The following is a 14,800-nucleotide window of genomic DNA, read 5'->3' on the forward strand; positions in this document are numbered from 1 at the left end:
GTTTCGCGAGCGCGTGTTGGGTGCAGCTGCTTCGGCTGTTGACTCGAGTCGTACGGGTGCGTTTACTAACGTTCGACTCCATTACGGTCCTGACCGAAAAAGAAGGTGCGCGGATGTTCCTGATGCTCGTTGTCGGGTTCACGGCGTCGGCGTCGGCGATCGCAGCTGGCGCCGCGCCTGCTTCAGGGCCACTGCCGGGGAAGTCGTCCAGACCTCGGATCGACGACCTCGGCACCGGCGTCCTGTCGTCGCCGATCACTGGCGCGACGCAGGATGGCGGCAGTATTTACCTGGTCACGCGGGGCGTGACGCCGGCCGTCGTGGCGCGCTATGACGTGGCGACCGGTCGCGTGGTGGCGTCGGCTCCGCTTCCGGCCGGGACTGGTGGCTGGGCGGCGGCGATGTCCGGCGGAAAGGTCTATACGGGGATGTATCCGACCGCCGACATTGACCGGTACGACCCCGCGACCAACACCGCGAGCCGCGTCGTCCAGTTGCCGGGCGAGCAGTACATCTGGGATCTGGCCACTGCTCCGGACGGCACCTTGTACGCCGGGACGTATCCGGGCGGCGAGCTTTTCGCGGTCAGTCCGGACACCGGACAGGCGCGCAATCTCGGCGCCGTCGTCGCTGGTCAGCTGTATGTTCGGGCGGTTGCGGCGGCCCCCGACGGAACCATTTACGCCGGCACGGGCGGGGCGTCGGCGCACATCGTCGCGTATGACCCGAGCACTGGCCAGAAAACCGACATCAGCCCACCGGAGGTCCGCGAGGAGACCTTCGTCTACGACCTCGCGGCGAACGCTGACCACCTCGTCGCCGGGACGCAACCGACCGGCCGCCTGCTGATCATCAACCGGCGCGACCCGAGCCAGTACAAGGTCGTCGACACCGGCCAGGGCGTCGTCGACTCGGTCGCGATCAACGGTGGCCACGTGCTGCTGACGACCCGTGCGTCCGGATCGGTCTACGACTACGACATCGCCGCGGGCACGCTCACCGAGCTCGGCGACCCGATCGCCAACGACGAGACGCGCGGTGTCTTCTCCGTCGGCGGGCGCGTGGTCGGCGTCGCGGGCAGCGGGGAGATGTGGTCCATCGACCCGGCGACCGGCACGCACACGATCACCGATCTGGTCACCGCTGGTATTCCGGCAGGACCGGAACCTGTTCAATCCGTCGCCGTGCTGCACGACGAGAAGGTCGCGCAGGCATGTGTCGCCGGCAATTTCAGCCTTGGCGTGCACGACCTGCGTACGGGCAAGCTGACCCGTGTCCGCGATGGCGGCGAAGCCAAGAAGGCGCTGCCCGTCGACGGCAGGCTCTACATGGCGATCTATCCAGGCGCGTTCGTCGACACGTACGACCCGACGAGCGGCACGGTCGACCGCAAAGCCGCCATCGGCGGCGAACAGAACCGGCCAATGGCGATGCGGCTGATGCCCGGCGGGCGCGAGCTTGGGATTGGCACGCTGATCGACTACGGGAAGTCGGGCGGCGCGTTCTCGCTGTTCGATCTGCGCACCAACGCCGTTGAGCGCTATAACGAGGTAATTCCGCACCAGGCCGTCAGCGCGATCGGCGTCGCTGGACCGGTCGTCTATCTCGGCGGCAACACGTACACGGACGGCATCGACCCAGTCGCGACGGAGGCGTCGCTGGCCGCTTTCGACCTGCGGACGCGGACCGTACTTTGGCTCTGGAATGCCATTCCCGGCGCTCTGGGCTATGACGACCTCATCATGGGAGGCCCGCTGCTCTATGGTCTTACGAACAGCGGAACGATATTCGTCGCCGACCCCGTTCGGCGAAAGGTCCTCAGAACGTACGCCACCGCCGACCAGAGCGGCGGAATGTTCTTCGAGCGCGGCGGACAGCTTTACGGCGCGACCCGGGACACCGTCTTCCGGCTCGCTGTCAACGGCCCGAAGACGCTGGTCAGTGGGCTCGCGGGAGTCTGGTTCAACGAGCCGGCACCGGCGTACGACGAGGCCTCGGATTCGCTCTACACGATCCGCGGGAACAACCTCGTACGCATCCACCTTGGCGAGATCTAGTCGGCCGCCCTTCGCCGCCGCTTTATCCAACAGTGCTGGCTGAGATCACGAACCCTGTTTTCCCAGCCGTGCGGTCAACAACAACGCACGCGGGACGTGGAACGGGTCCTTGACTGGCAGGCCGACGACCTGATTGAGTGGCGCGCCGCGGCGGTCCCGGACCTGGATCCATTCCCGGCCCTGCGGTGCTGGGAAAGTCGCATACGTGTAGTCGCGGATCCGGTCATGCCAGGCCAGCAGCTCGTCGGACGCGTACCGGTCCACGAGCAACGCGGTCGCATAGAGCGATTCGGCGTGGGGCCACCAAAGTTTCGTCGACCACGTACGATCCACCAGGTCCTCGTACGCGACGCCCATCCGGTCGCCGGTCGGGGGCCCGCCGTCGCGGTCGACGAACCGGAAAAGCCCACCGTCGATCTCGTCCCACCCCAGCCGGAGCGAGCTGAGGGCGCGGTCGACGACCCAGTCGCCGAGCCGGTCGTGAAGTTCGGGCAGCGCGTCGGCGGCGTCGACGAGAAACCACAGCATTTCCAGCACATGCCCCGGCGTCCGGTGTCGAGTCATCAGGGTGTCGACCGGGCGGGCCGCGGTGACAGGTTCGAATTCCGCTGGAATATCGTCGGCCGCGCCGCGAACCAGTTCGTCCGCCCAGAAAAGCATCACGTCTTTGGCGGTAGCGTCTTGGGTAGCGCGGAAAAGCGCCGTCGCGGCGCTCAGCATCATCATGCCGACGGCGAGGCTGGTCATACCTTCGGGCACCGGATAGGGCTCGGTACGAATGGCACCGGCCCGTACGCGCTGGCCGGCCGAGTCCAGCACGCGGCTGGCCGTCGCGGTCCACTGTGGACAGCGGGAGTCGCCGGCGTTGCCGAGCGCGGCACCGGCGAGGCCGAGGACGACGAACAGGTCGGCGTAGACGCTGCTGTGCAGCGAGCCGTCCGGCTGCTTCACTGGCGCGCCGTCCGCGGTCAGCTGATAGCTGGTGCTGCCGTCCGGCAGGATCGCGTTGGCCTGGAGGAAATCGGCCGTACGGGCCGATCGCTCCGCCGCCTTTTCGCCGCCGTACAAAGGCATGCCGGCCTTGGCGGAAACCGCGATGGCACCGGTCACCGAGGCCCAGCGACCCTGGCTCCACGTGTACTTGTCGGTGGAGACCAGCTCGCCGTCGTTGCTGAAGCAGGTGAAAACGCCGCCGCGGGTGTCGTCGCTGCCGTTGTCGAACCACCACGGCAGGACCTGGGAGTTCAGGTGGCGCAGGTCCTCGGCCGCCGCGCTGGCGATGCGGTCATGCGGGGTCATGTGGTGACGATTTCCTTTTCGGTTGGCGGGACTCGCGCGTCGAGCCGGTGCGGCGGCTTTCGCCTTCATACGTTACGAAGACACGGAAACCAGCCGAGAACGTTGTTCGCCGAGGCCGCTGGCCCAGGCACGCATGACATCGCCAGGCCGGAGGAAGACCGGTGGACTCTGCCCGGCGCCGACGCCGGCGGGTGTGCCACTGCTGATCACGTCGCCGGGGTAGAGCGTCATGAACCGCGAGACATACCAGACCAGATAGGTGGCCGAGAAGATCATCTGTGCGGTGGTGGACTTCTGGTACGGCTTCGCGTTGACCTCCAGGCCCAGCGCGATGTCCTGCGGGTCGGCGATCTCGTCGGCCGTGACAAACCATGGCCCGAGCGGGCAGAAGGTGGCACAGTTTTTGCCTTTGTCCCACTGACCACCGCGCTCAGCCTGGAAATGGCGCTCGGACACGTCGTTGCAGAGCACATAGCCGGCGATGTGTGCCGCAGCCGCGGCCGCACTGGACACGTTGGTCGCCTGACTGCCGATGACAATCCCGAGCTCGACCTCCCAGTCGGTTTTTTCACCGCCCATGGGAATAACCACGTCGTCGTACGGCCCGACCACGGTGTCCGGCGCTTTCATGAACAAGATCGGTTCTTCCGGTGCCTGCTGGCCGCCCTCAGCGGCATGATCCGCGTAGTTCAGTCCCACACAGACGATCTTCCCCGGCCGCAGCGGTGCGCCGATCCGATGGTCGGCGAGCGCGACTCGACCCGACGCGGCCGCCGCGCGCGATCGCAGATCGCCGTCCCCAGGCGAAAGCCACGCCGCGTACTGATCGTCGATCAGTACGGCGTCGCGTTCTCGTCCGGGCTCACCCAGTCGTACGAATCTCATGAACTCTTCCCGAATTTGATGGTGCCGTAAACACAGTAGGCGAAACCGAGGACGTGTGAGCCCTGGTCGGGCTGGAACGCCTGCGCCTGGGTGACCGCGAGCGCATGCGTGTAGACGGCCGGATTCCATTCGGCGATACCGATCCACCGGGGAATCTGGTCGATGAAGCCGGCGCCGGCCGTGCCGGTGCCGTTGATGTTCAGGTGGGCGGTGGTGGCGCCGGACTTGATATAGAGCAGGTAGGTGTTGGCCAGTCGCTGCATGTCGGCGAGCGAGAAGGCGGAGTCGGGTGCGGGCAGGCCGGTACGGAAGGTGTCAATCGCGAATTCGAGGTTCAGCGCGGCGTGGCTGATGTCCTCGATTTGTTTTTCCGCTGGCTTGGTCTGGGTGAAGCTGGAGATGTCCTTGGCGGTGAAACCAGTCGCGGTCCAGCCGTTGTACGCGGCCGCACGCGGACCCCAGTACGGCCAGTAATACCGGATACTGCTTCCGGTGCCGACCTGGGTCATGGCCGAGCGGAAGCAGAGCTTGAGTTGTTTCATGCGCAGTGCATAAGCGCTCGATCCGGTGATCCGATAGAGCTCCGCGTAAGTTGAGCCCAAGGTGTTGCACTGGTTGAGGGGCATGTTGCTGCCGTCCGCCGGCACCGGGGTTTCCTTCAGCCACTGGTAAGCGCCGAAACCGTCGGCGTTGACCCAGTATTCGTAGTCATGGAATGCGACCGCTGCCTGGACCGCCGCCAGATAGCTGTCGGCCTTGGCTTTGTACTGGGTATTGGCTTTGAGTGTCGGGTCGGCGTTGACAATCCTGACGAAACTGGCGATCGGGTGGCAGATCTGTCCGGTGTGGACGGGATAAACGTAGTTGGCGGGTTGGAGGGTGGTCTTGCCGGCAACCGGCAGGCCGACCGCGGTAGCGTGGCTCGGGCGTACGTCTCGGACGCTTATCCGGGTGTTGTCGTTGTACTGGTTGTAAATCACCTTGAAGACGTAGTTGGCGCTGCCGGTGTCGAAATTGACGTTGCTGAACGTGGTCGCCGCGTTTGTCTTGTCCCGAAAGATCAAGGTGAAGGGCGAGGTGTCGGTCTCGCCGTTGTGCACCACCTCGATGCTCGCCAGATTGTTCACCGCACGCTGGGCCGTGCGTACGTCGAGCAGCGGATTGCCGTTCTTGTCCATCAGCGTGGCGCGGGCGGCGTTGTACTGAGTCGCCGCCCGCCACACCGGTCCGGAGATCCCGCGGTGGTCGGTCACCCCGCGCACCTGGTCACGTTGGTCAAGGACCTGATCGATGTTGCGGATCAGGTGGTCCAAATAGCCGGTGTCCTTGGTGGCCTCGTACATTCGCACGAGACCTAGCAGGACGTATGCCTGCCCCCAGGCCAGGTAGCCGAACTCGTTGTTGTCGGTGGCCTGACCTTTAGCTCCGGAGCTTTCAAAATCCGCGAGAAAGGTGTCGAAACTCGTGCGGGAGGTGTAGTCGTACGTGGCGGCGGCCGCCGGCGAAGCGCTGCCGAGGCCAACCCCCAGCCCGACGCCGAGCCCGGCCGCGCCGGCGAGCAAGCCACGCCGGGAGATCCCGAAACTCTGATCCATCTGTGGTTCCCCTCCTTGGTAACAGTCGGCTTTCTGGGAGGCCGTCACCCTTTGACCGCGCCGGCCATGCTGGACAGGATGTGGCGTTGCAGGAAAACGAAGACCGCGATCACCGGGATCAGGGACAGCACGGTCCCGGCGGCGAGCCCTCGTACGTCGGCGCCGCTGACGCCGGAGAGATAGGCGATGCCCAGCGCGATCGGAAACTTCGACTGGTCGTCCAGCGCGACCAACGGCCAGAGGAAGCTGTTCCAGACCGAGATGAAACCCAGGATCGCCAGCACGGCGATGGTCGGCCGGGCGATCGGACACGCGACGGAAAGGAAAATTCGCCATTCGCTCGCGCCGTCCATGCGAGCGGCTTCGATGACTTCGTCCGGGATCGCCGCGAAGGTCTGACGAAGCAGGAAAACGCCGAGCGAGGACAGGATTGCCGGCAGGATCACCGCCGCATAGCTGTCGAGTAGGCCGAGTTCGCGCATCACCAGGAAACGCGGGATCAGCATCAGCTCGCCAGGCAGGAACATGGTGGAAAGGAAAAGCACGAAAAAGAACTGGCGGCCGCGAAAACTGATCCGGGCCAACGGGTAGGCGGTCATTGCCGAGACGATGAGATAGAGCGGCACGGTCACGCCGACGTAGAGCACGGAGTTGAGCAGGAAGCGGCTGTACGGAATCGTCGTCCACGCTTCGACGAACCAGTCGACCACCGGTGGTCGCGGGATGAGGTCCGGCGGGAACGAGAAGACTGGTTGGCTGCTGGGTTTCAGTGCGGTGGCAAGCAAAAGCAGGAACGGTCCAACAAAAACGCAGGCGACCAGGACCAGCACGACGTACGTTCCCAGCTGCCGGCGACGCCGGCGGACCGGAGTTTTCGCCGCTGGCTGGGGCTTTTCCGGCGCGCGTACGGGTGTCGTGACAGCCATCAGGCGTCTCGCCGCCGAGTGAGGCGCTGGTTGGCCAGCGCCAGCGCGATCATGATCAACCACAGCACCAGACCGGCCGCGCTCGCATAGCCGACATCATATTTTTCGAAGGCGATGTGCCAGATGTAATAGCCGAGCGTCAGCGTACTGTCCTGCGGTCCGCCTCTGGTCAGCACGTAGATCGACTCGAACGACCGAGTCGACTCCAGCATGCCGAGCGTGAGAGTCACCGTGACGTACGGCAGGATCGCGGGCAGCACGATGTGCCACAGTCGCCGCGCCGCGCCGGCGCCGTCCACGGTCGCCGCCTCCAGTTGCTCGCGCGGCACGCCTTGCAAAGCGGCCAGGTAGATGACCATGAACAGGCCCATGTTCTTCCAGCCTTCCACGATCGCGAGCGCCGGCAGCGCCCAGTGCGTGTCGAGCAGGAAATCGATCGGGCCGAGGCCTACCAACGAGAGCAGCCAGTTCAGAACCCCTTCCTGGCTGAGCAGATAGCGCCACGCGACGGCGACCGCGACCATGCTGGTGACGACTGGCAGGTAATAGGCAGCGCGAAAGGCGTGGATGCCGCGCAGCGGCCGGTTGACCAGCATCGCGAGGAAAAGCGGCAGGACGACCGCGAACGGCAGGAACATCGCCATGAACAGGAAGGTGTTGGCGATGGCGTGATGGAACTGTGGGTCGCCGGCCAACCCGACGAAGTTCTGCAGTCCGACAAAACTGACCGGCGTCACGATCCGGTACGACGAAACCGACATCTGCAGCGAGATGAAGGCCGGCCAGCCGAACATCAGCGCGAACAGCACCAAGCCGGGCAGCATGAACAAATAGGGCGTCCAGCGCCGCTGGCCCACGACGTGCCGCGGGCCGAGCGAGCGCCGGCGTACGCGCGGGATAAGTCCAGCCGCTGCCATCAGATGTCCTAAAACCTTGTTTCCGGATCAGATGTCGCAAGGGTGGCCGTCGTCCGACGGCCTGTCAAGGCCTATCCATGCTCAAAGGCAAAACAATCCACCGAACAGGGTTGACGTACGGGCCAAGAAAGGCCACATTCACTTGTGTCCGAAGTAGTGGTTTCGGACATCGCAGATCGAGGAGTTCTGATGGTGTGTACGCGCTTGCGCAGGCTCGCGGCCCTCGGCGCCGCCCTGCTGGCGGCGGTCTTGCTGCTGTCCGGATGCATCAGCGGCCAGCAGGCCGGTGCGGGCGGTGCCGGTGCCGCCGGTGCGCAGTACTCCGGCCAGGTCGAGTGGTGGACGATCAACGTGCAGAAGAACTACTCGGCGTACGTCAACCGCCTGATCAGCACTTATCAGTCGGCGCATCCGGGCGTGAAGATCAAGTGGGTCGACGTGCCCGGGCAGGACATCACGACCAAGTTGCTCGCCGCGATCGCCGGCAACAAGGTGCCCGACGCGGTCAACTTCACGTCCTTCACGACCGGACTGTTCGCCAGCAACATGACCGACCTGAGCCAGTTCTTCAGCCCGCAGGACCTCAGCGCTTACGCTCCAGCGCTGGCGTCCCCGCTGAAAGACCAGAGCGGCCGGCAGATCGCGATTCCGTGGTACAACGGCGGCGCGGGCCTTGGCATTTACCGCCGGTCGGTGCTGACCAAGGCCGGCTTCGACCCAGCGAAGCCGCCGACCAGCTGGGACGCCGCGCTGGCGCTCGCGCAGAAGGTCAAGGACACCACCGGTGGCTACGGCACGAACGTGATGGCTTACAGCTTCACCATGCAAAGTGAGGGGGTCCAGCTGATCTCGCCCGATCGCAAGAAGGCCGCGTTCAACACACCTCAGGCCGCGGCGATTTTGGCCAAGTACAAGAAGTTTCTGACCAGCGGTGCGATCGCGCCGGGCGTGCTCGGCAAGGACCCCCGCTCGTACGCGCAGAACCTGTCGAACAAGCTGATCGCCTTCCTGCCGTCCGCCACCTCCACCGATCTGATCGGGCTGCAGAAGAACTCGCCGGACGTGTACGCCGACAGCGTGATCGGGCCGGCGGTGACCGGGCCGGCCGGCACGCAGCTGCTGACGGGCCAGCAGGTTTTCGGCATTCCGGCCGCCTCGCAGCACAAAGCCGCCGCCGCGCAGTGGCTGAAGTTCGTCACCTCGGCGACCAACGAGCTCACCTTCTGCAAGATCACGTCGATTTACCCGTCCGCGCTGGCGACGCTCCAAGACCCGTATTTCACGAACATCACCGGCAACACACCGGCCGACCAGGCGCGAAAGGTGTTGGTCCAGACGTTCCCGAAGATTGTCGACGCCTCGCTCGGATCGAGCAACGACGAGAATCTGCGCGACCTTTTCGACGAGCAGGTACGCGCCTACATGACCGGTTCGAAGACGGCGACGCAGGCGCTGACGGACGCGGCGGCGCAATGGAACTCCGCACTGGCCAAGACCACCTGATGAGCGACCAACTGCGGATGGGGATCGTCGGCGCCGGAATCATGGGCCGTGGCAACGCGCTCGCGCTGTCCGGCGAGCGGGACGTGGTCGTCACGGCCGTCACCAGCCGAACGCGAGATGCCGCGCAGTCTCTCGCCGCGGCCCAGAAAACGCCGGCGCGAGTGGCCGAGAACCTGGACGACCTGCTGGCCGCGGACGACGTCGACGCGGTCGTCCTGACCACGCCAGACCACTTGCACGGCGACATGATGGTGCGAGCGGCCGAGGCTGGAAAGCACATCCTGGTGGAAAAACCGTTCACCACCTCGGTCGAGGAGGCCGACCGCGCGGTCGCCGCGATTCGGTCCGCGGGGGTGGTCGCGATGTGCCTTTTCAACCACCGCTGGGTGCCGGCGTACGCGCAGGCGAAGGAGTTGGTCGCGGACCTCGGCGCGGCCGTGGTCGGCTATGCGCGCAAGGACGACACGATATATGTCCCCACGAAGATGTTGAGCTGGGCCGACAAGACGACCTGCGCGTGGTTTCTTTCCAGCCATGACATCGATCTGATGAACTGGCTCATCGACGACCGGGTCGTCCGCGTGTACGCGACCGCACGGTACGGTCGTCTGTGCGACCTCGGTGTGGACACGCCGGATGCGATCCAGATCCAGGCCGAATATTCCGGTGGCGCGACCGCGACCTTCGAATCCGCCTGGATTTATCCGGAAACCTTCCCGACGATGGTCGACTCGTACGTCACGCTGGCCTGCGAACAAGGCGTCGTACAGATCGACCGGCAGAAGGAAAACGTCGTCCTTGCCACCGAAAAGGCGTACGCTTATCCGCGAAACCTGTTGCAGCGCGTCATGCACGGCATTCCGGCCGGTGCGTATCGCGACGCGATCCGGCATTTCGTCGACTGTTGCCTGACCGGCGCGCAACCACTGATCACGGTCGAGAGTTCGCGGGACGTGACCGCGGTCCTGGAGGCCGCGCACGAGTCGATCCGGACCCGCCAGCCGATGGACGTGCGATGACGGCTCCCGAAAAGCCGCGGCACATCGACGACCGCATCACCGGGATCGGGCCGGCCGAGCTGATCGACGCTTTTGGCGAGCCCGCCGGAACAACCGATCTGGCCTCGCTGCGTTTATGGGTCGCCAAGACGAAAAACGAGGCGCTCTGGCCGGCCGCGCCGGCGGACGACGTGGCCTTGGCCGCGGCCGACCTGCTGCGTACGGCTCCGCCGGACGTCACCGGCGCCGGGCTTGGCCGGTCCGTCCGCTACGGATTCCATTACCTGCGCTGGCTGGAGCCTGCCGTACGGGCGTGGGCGAGGACTGGCGACGAGTCCTACGCCCGGTCGTTCGAGGACCTTTTCACCAGCTGGTACGAAAGACGCGACGGCTTGGTCGGGGAGTGGCCGGGGCTGGACCTGATCTGGTATTCGCTGGGCACCTGGTCACGGGCAGCGATGTTGCTGCCCGCCCTGGACAGCCTGATGCCGCTCTCCGACGAATGTTGGGGCCAGGTCCTCGCAACGATCGTCGGTGGCGCCAGGTGGGCGTACGACGAACACGACGCCTTCCGGCACGGCAACTGGCAGCTCGTGTCGGCCACCCAGCTGATGCACGTCGGCGCGGTTTATCCGCGGCTCGCCGAGGCAAACCAGTGGGTCGAGCGCGGCCGTGCACGGTTGGTCGAACATCTCGAGCAGGACTTCTCTGCCGATGGCGGTCATTTTGAGCGATCGCCCGGATATCACCACATGTGCCTGACAGCCACCACACTCGCGGTCGCCGTCGACCAGCGCTACCTGCACACGGGTCTCGGCGACCATCCGAAGGTCGTGGCGATGCAGGAGTGGCTGCGCGAACTCACCACCTCCGCGGGGTGGGTTCCGGCGCCGCAGGACTCCGGCGTGGTCTGGAACGAGCCGCATCGAGGCGAGGATTCCGTGCTGTTAGCGGAAAGTGGCTATGCGGTTCTGCGCGCGCACGACGACGTACGTGTCGTTGTCAACTGCGGTCCGTACGTCCAGCATGAGCTGGAGTCGCATTCCCATCGCGCCGTTCTCGACTTCGTGATGGACGGCTGGGGCCGCCCGTTGTTGTGGGAGGCAGGCGGGCCGCCCGACTACGACGTGCCCGACTACCAGTCGTGGTTCCAGTCCGCGCGCGGTCACAACACGGTCGTCGTCGACGGCCAGGACGTGGGCGCGGACCGGGATGCGGTGGTCGAGACCTTTGTTGAGTCGCCCGAGGCCACGGTCCTCGCCGGCCGGCGAGGCGGAAACGGCGTCGTGCATCGGCGGCGGTTTGTGCTCGTACGAACCGATCCGGCCTATCTCGTCGTACGCGACGAGATAGAGGGCGGCGGCCAGTACGACCTGCTGCTGCACGCGCCGCGGCCGTGGCACGACTGGCGCGCCGGGGACGTACGAGTGTGGGTCGCCGATGCCGAGGACGCGACTGTCACCTTTTCCGAAGGCCGATCCCGCATTCCTGACCCGCTGACCAGGACGGCGGACTTCGGGCCGCTGCACACGCTGACCGTCAGCCGTCCTCGCGGGGAATTTCTGACTGTGATCGTGCCCGCCGCGGCCGGGACCTGGGCGTTCAGCGCGGCTGGCGACGAGGTCCGGGTCGTGCATCCGTACGGGACGGACACCGTCACGCCGTCCGGAGTCGTCCGCCGCCCCGCGGAGACGTCTCATGACTGAGCTGATCGATGTGCACGCGTCCGTCGGCGCTTATCCGCGCGCGTACGTGCGTGGCCAGAACGTCGACGAACTCGCCGAGCAGATGCGCCGGCTCGGCATCGGGCAGGCAGTCGTCGGTTCGACCGCGTCGGTCTGGCACGACCCCGCCCACGGCAACGCCGAAGCGCTGGCGGTCGCCGGCACGTCCGGGCTGCATCCGTGCATGACCGCGCTGCCGCCGACGCCGGGCGAGACCGTCGACCTCGAAGGCGCGATCGCGGTTCGGATGTATCCGGCGACCCACGACTTCGACCCTCTTGATGCCGCGATGGATCCGCTCTATGAGCGGCTGGTCGCGCAGCGGCTGCCGCTGACAGTCGGTCTTCCGGAGATCGGCTGGCCGGCACTGGACGCGCTGGCCGGGCGCTGGCCAGGGCTTGCGGTGATCGTGTCCGCGCTCGGTTACCGGACCCTGCGCCGGCTCGCGGCGGTCTTCGGCCGCCGGCCCAACCTGCACGCCGACATGGTCAACTTCGCCAGCCACCAGGGCGTGGAGTGGTTCGTCCGGCAGTGGGGCGCCGAGCGGCTGCTGTTCGGGACCGGTACGCCCGTCCGCGATCCGGCCGAGGCGGTGGCCCGGTTGAGCTGGTCCGGGCTGAGCGACGCGGACCGCCAGCTGGTTGGACACGGCAACGCCGTACGGCTGTTCCAGGGGTTGACATGACCGATCCGCTGCTGGCCGCGATGCGAGCCGGCCAACCGCTGACCGGAGTCGACGTCATCGACGTCCATGCGCATCTCGGGCCGTACAGCCTGTTCTTCGTTCCCGACTCCGACGCCAGCGCGATGGTCGACGTTATGCGCCGTACGGGCGTACGCGTGGCGGTCCTGTCGTCGCATCGTGCGATCCAGTACGACGCGCACAGCGGCAACTCCGAGACGTTGCGGGCCGCCGACCGGTTTCCCGACCGGATCGCCGGCTATGCGGTGGTCAACCCGTGGCAGCGGCCTGAGCGCGAGCTGCGGAGGCTGGCCGGCGAGCCTCGGTTCGTCGGCGTCAAAGTGCATCCTGACCTGCATGAATACCCGTTGACCGGTGCCGCGTACGAGCCGCTGTGGGAATACGCCGCCGACCGTGGACTGCCGGTCCTGACCCACACCTGGCACACGTCGCCGTACGACGACCCGGAGGTGGTCGACGCGGTGCTGGTGCGCCACCCCGGTGTCCGGCTGATCCTCGGGCACAGCGGCGTGAGCCCCGCGGGCATGGCCGCGTCCGTCCCGGTCGTCCGCCGCCATCCGGCGGCCTACCTGGAGGTCTGCGGTTCGTCGATGACCGGTCCGCTCGTACGCTGGCTGGTCGAGCAGGTGGGCGCCAGCCGGGTGCTGTTCGGCTCCGACTTTCCGTTCATCGACCAGCGAATGTCGCTTGGGCGGGTGGTGGGTGCCGGGCTGACGGCCGCGGCGGCCACCGCGGTGCTCGGCGGCAACGCGGCACGCCTGTTCGGCTGGCCGGCGAGCCGGAACCAGACGTTGGTGGCGACGGGAGAGGCTCGTGACTGAGGACCGAGAGCAGCGGGTGGCCGGCGAACGGACGCCGGACATGGCGGTAGGCCTTTTTGGACCGCGTTCGTCCGTACGCGCGATGGTCGTGGCTGGCAAGGCGATCCTCGCGCGCAACCCGCGCCGCGCCGTACGTTTCCTGCCGGGCGGACACAACGACCTGGCCGAAGCCCGCGATCGCTATGAACGGCTGGCCGACCGGATCGACGCGGCGGTCTTTCCCGGGCCAATGCACTACGACCTGGCCCGAGAGGCTGGCTATGTGTCCGTACCAGCGTCTTATGTGCGGCTCAGTGGCGCTGCGCTCTATTCGACGTTGTTGCGTGGGCGGGTCCACGACGGGCTCGACCTGACCCGGATCAGCATTGACTCGCTCAGCCGCGAGTCGGTCTGGGAGGCGTACGCGGAGATCGAGGTCCCGTCGACGGGCGTGCACTGCCTGCCGTACTCCGATCCGGCCTCCGCGCAGGAGTTCGGCGACTTCCACCGGCCACTGCTGAAGTCCGGCACGGTCACGATGGCACTGACCACGATCCTGTCCGTCGAGCAGCAGTTGCGCGCCGAAGGTTTCCCGGTGATGCGGATCCGGCCGACGCCCGCGACCGTACGCGAGGCGTTGGAGACCGCGGTGCTGCTTGGCCGCGGGACCCGGCTCGAAGGCCAGCAGATCGCCATGCTGGCGGTGCAGATGATCAGCGAGGGCTCGCGGGCCAGCAACAGCGGCTACTGGCAGCAGGAGGCGTCGCTGTCCGTGCATCGGATGCTGCTGGAGGAGGCACGCAAGGTCGGCGCGACCGTGACCTGCCGCGGCGATGGGCAGTTCGGGCTCATCACGACCTATGGCGGGCTCGACGCGCTGACCTCGCATCTGCAACACGCGCCGTTCGTCACGTCCGCGCGGCAACAGCTCGGCCTCCCGCTCGCGGTCGGCATCGGCGTCGGGCACACCGCGCGCGACGCCGAGGCCAATGCGTACGCGGGACTGGACGCGGCCTTGGAACGGCGTGGTGAGGTGGCTATTTACGTGGACGGTGGCGAGACACAGGTCGTGCTCTCCGCGTCTGCTCCGCACATGAACGCCGCGCCAGCGGGCGACCAGTCGCGTGCGGCGCACGTCTTGGAACGGATCATCGCCGTCCATCCCGGGGCCGACCAGCCGCTGGTCGTCGACGTGGAGGACGTGAGCGCGGCGTTGCGGGTCACCGACCGGACCGGCCGCCGGATGCTGCGGCAGCTGGTGGAAGCGGGCCTGGCCTGGCCGCTGCCGGCCCAGCCGTCCCCCGCCGGCGGCCGGCCGAGGCTGCAGTTCCGGCTGCTGCCGGACAAGATCCCGCCGGAAACCCTGTCCGGCTGAGTTTTTCGCGAAGGAGCC

At 66.5% G+C, this 14,800-nt stretch carries 12 protein-coding genes; 7 read left to right on the forward strand and 5 right to left on the reverse strand.

Annotation, left to right across the window (positions count from 1 at the left end; translation table 11 throughout):
• The first annotated feature begins 56 nt into the window (after positions 1-56).
• Positions 57-2,057: an NHL repeat-containing protein gene (locus ABD301_RS39700; protein ID WP_344315189.1), complete on the forward strand. Its 2,001-nt coding sequence runs from the start codon at positions 57-59 to the stop codon at positions 2,055-2,057.
• Between the two features lie 45 nt (positions 2,058-2,102).
• Here ABD301_RS39700 and ABD301_RS39705 read toward each other — a convergent pair whose 3' ends face one another.
• The 5 genes from ABD301_RS39705 to ABD301_RS39725 all read right to left on the reverse strand — a co-directional run bounded on the left by ABD301_RS39705 (position 2,103) and on the right by ABD301_RS39725 (position 7,679).
• Entirely contained in the window at positions 2,103-3,356 is a 1,254-nt protein-coding gene (locus tag ABD301_RS39705) for an AGE family epimerase/isomerase (RefSeq protein ID WP_344315190.1), read from the reverse strand.
• 72 nt (positions 3,357-3,428) lie between these two features.
• On the reverse strand, positions 3,429-4,241 hold the full coding sequence (locus tag ABD301_RS39710; protein WP_344315191.1) for a fumarylacetoacetate hydrolase family protein: 813 nt from the start codon (positions 4,239-4,241) through the stop codon (positions 3,429-3,431).
• A complete protein-coding gene (locus ABD301_RS39715; protein ID WP_344315192.1) occupies positions 4,238-5,836 on the reverse strand; it encodes a hypothetical protein in 1,599 nt (532 codons plus the stop codon). The genes ABD301_RS39710 and ABD301_RS39715 overlap by 4 nt, the downstream gene beginning before the upstream one ends.
• Positions 5,837-5,880: 44 nt before the next feature.
• On the reverse strand, positions 5,881-6,762 hold the full coding sequence (locus ABD301_RS39720; RefSeq protein ID WP_163570147.1) for a carbohydrate ABC transporter permease: 882 nt from the start codon (positions 6,760-6,762) through the stop codon (positions 5,881-5,883).
• Entirely contained in the window at positions 6,762-7,679 is a 918-nt protein-coding gene (locus ABD301_RS39725; protein WP_163570149.1) for a carbohydrate ABC transporter permease, read from the reverse strand. Before ABD301_RS39725 ends, ABD301_RS39720 begins: the two co-directional genes overlap by 1 nt.
• 189 nt (positions 7,680-7,868) lie before the next feature.
• Here ABD301_RS39725 and ABD301_RS39730 point away from each other — a divergent pair, with 189 nt between their 5' ends.
• Genes ABD301_RS39730 through ABD301_RS39755 form a run of 6 tightly spaced genes read left to right on the forward strand, consistent with a single transcriptional unit; the run spans position 7,869 to position 14,782 of the window.
• A complete protein-coding gene (locus ABD301_RS39730) occupies positions 7,869-9,182 on the forward strand; it encodes an ABC transporter substrate-binding protein (RefSeq protein WP_344315193.1) in 1,314 nt (437 codons plus the stop codon).
• Positions 9,182-10,201: a Gfo/Idh/MocA family protein gene (locus ABD301_RS39735; RefSeq protein ID WP_344315194.1), complete on the forward strand. Its 1,020-nt coding sequence runs from the start codon at positions 9,182-9,184 to the stop codon at positions 10,199-10,201. The genes ABD301_RS39730 and ABD301_RS39735 overlap by 1 nt, the downstream gene beginning before the upstream one ends.
• Positions 10,198-11,886: a heparinase II/III domain-containing protein gene (locus ABD301_RS39740; RefSeq protein WP_344315195.1), complete on the forward strand. Its 1,689-nt coding sequence runs from the start codon at positions 10,198-10,200 to the stop codon at positions 11,884-11,886. The genes ABD301_RS39735 and ABD301_RS39740 overlap by 4 nt, the downstream gene beginning before the upstream one ends.
• On the forward strand, positions 11,879-12,589 hold the full coding sequence (locus tag ABD301_RS39745; RefSeq protein WP_344315196.1) for an amidohydrolase family protein: 711 nt from the start codon (positions 11,879-11,881) through the stop codon (positions 12,587-12,589). Before ABD301_RS39740 ends, ABD301_RS39745 begins: the two co-directional genes overlap by 8 nt.
• Positions 12,586-13,428 (forward strand): amidohydrolase family protein, encoded by an 843-nt coding sequence (locus ABD301_RS39750; protein ID WP_344315197.1) that lies wholly within the window; start codon positions 12,586-12,588, stop codon positions 13,426-13,428. Before ABD301_RS39745 ends, ABD301_RS39750 begins: the two co-directional genes overlap by 4 nt.
• Entirely contained in the window at positions 13,421-14,782 is a 1,362-nt protein-coding gene (locus tag ABD301_RS39755) for a hypothetical protein (protein ID WP_344315198.1), read from the forward strand. Before ABD301_RS39750 ends, ABD301_RS39755 begins: the two co-directional genes overlap by 8 nt.
• The last annotated feature ends 18 nt before the right edge of the window (positions 14,783-14,800 follow it).

Source organism: Fodinicola feengrottensis, assembly GCF_039530045.1.
Taxonomy (GTDB): domain Bacteria; phylum Actinomycetota; class Actinomycetes; order Mycobacteriales; family HKI-0501; genus Fodinicola; species Fodinicola feengrottensis.

Excerpts from the sequence above, each read along its gene's own strand:
- ABD301_RS39735 (WP_344315194.1), top strand. The coding sequence starts at position 9,182 with ATGAGCGACCAACTGCGGATGGGGATCGTCGGCGCCGGAATCATGGGC.
- ABD301_RS39740 (WP_344315195.1), top strand. The coding sequence starts at position 10,198 with ATGACGGCTCCCGAAAAGCCGCGGCACATCGACGACCGCATCACCGGG.
- ABD301_RS39745 (WP_344315196.1), top strand. The coding sequence starts at position 11,879 with ATGACTGAGCTGATCGATGTGCACGCGTCCGTCGGCGCTTATCCGCGC.
- ABD301_RS39750 (WP_344315197.1), top strand. The coding sequence starts at position 12,586 with ATGACCGATCCGCTGCTGGCCGCGATGCGAGCCGGCCAACCGCTGACC.
- ABD301_RS39730 (WP_344315193.1), top strand. The coding sequence starts at position 7,869 with ATGGTGTGTACGCGCTTGCGCAGGCTCGCGGCCCTCGGCGCCGCCCTG.
- ABD301_RS39715 (WP_344315192.1), bottom strand. The coding sequence starts at position 5,836 with ATGGATCAGAGTTTCGGGATCTCCCGGCGTGGCTTGCTCGCCGGCGCG.
- ABD301_RS39705 (WP_344315190.1), bottom strand. The coding sequence starts at position 3,356 with ATGACCCCGCATGACCGCATCGCCAGCGCGGCGGCCGAGGACCTGCGC.
- ABD301_RS39720 (WP_163570147.1), bottom strand. The coding sequence starts at position 6,762 with ATGGCTGTCACGACACCCGTACGCGCGCCGGAAAAGCCCCAGCCAGCG.
- ABD301_RS39725 (WP_163570149.1), bottom strand. The coding sequence starts at position 7,679 with ATGGCAGCGGCTGGACTTATCCCGCGCGTACGCCGGCGCTCGCTCGGC.
- ABD301_RS39710 (WP_344315191.1), bottom strand. The coding sequence starts at position 4,241 with ATGAGATTCGTACGACTGGGTGAGCCCGGACGAGAACGCGACGCCGTA.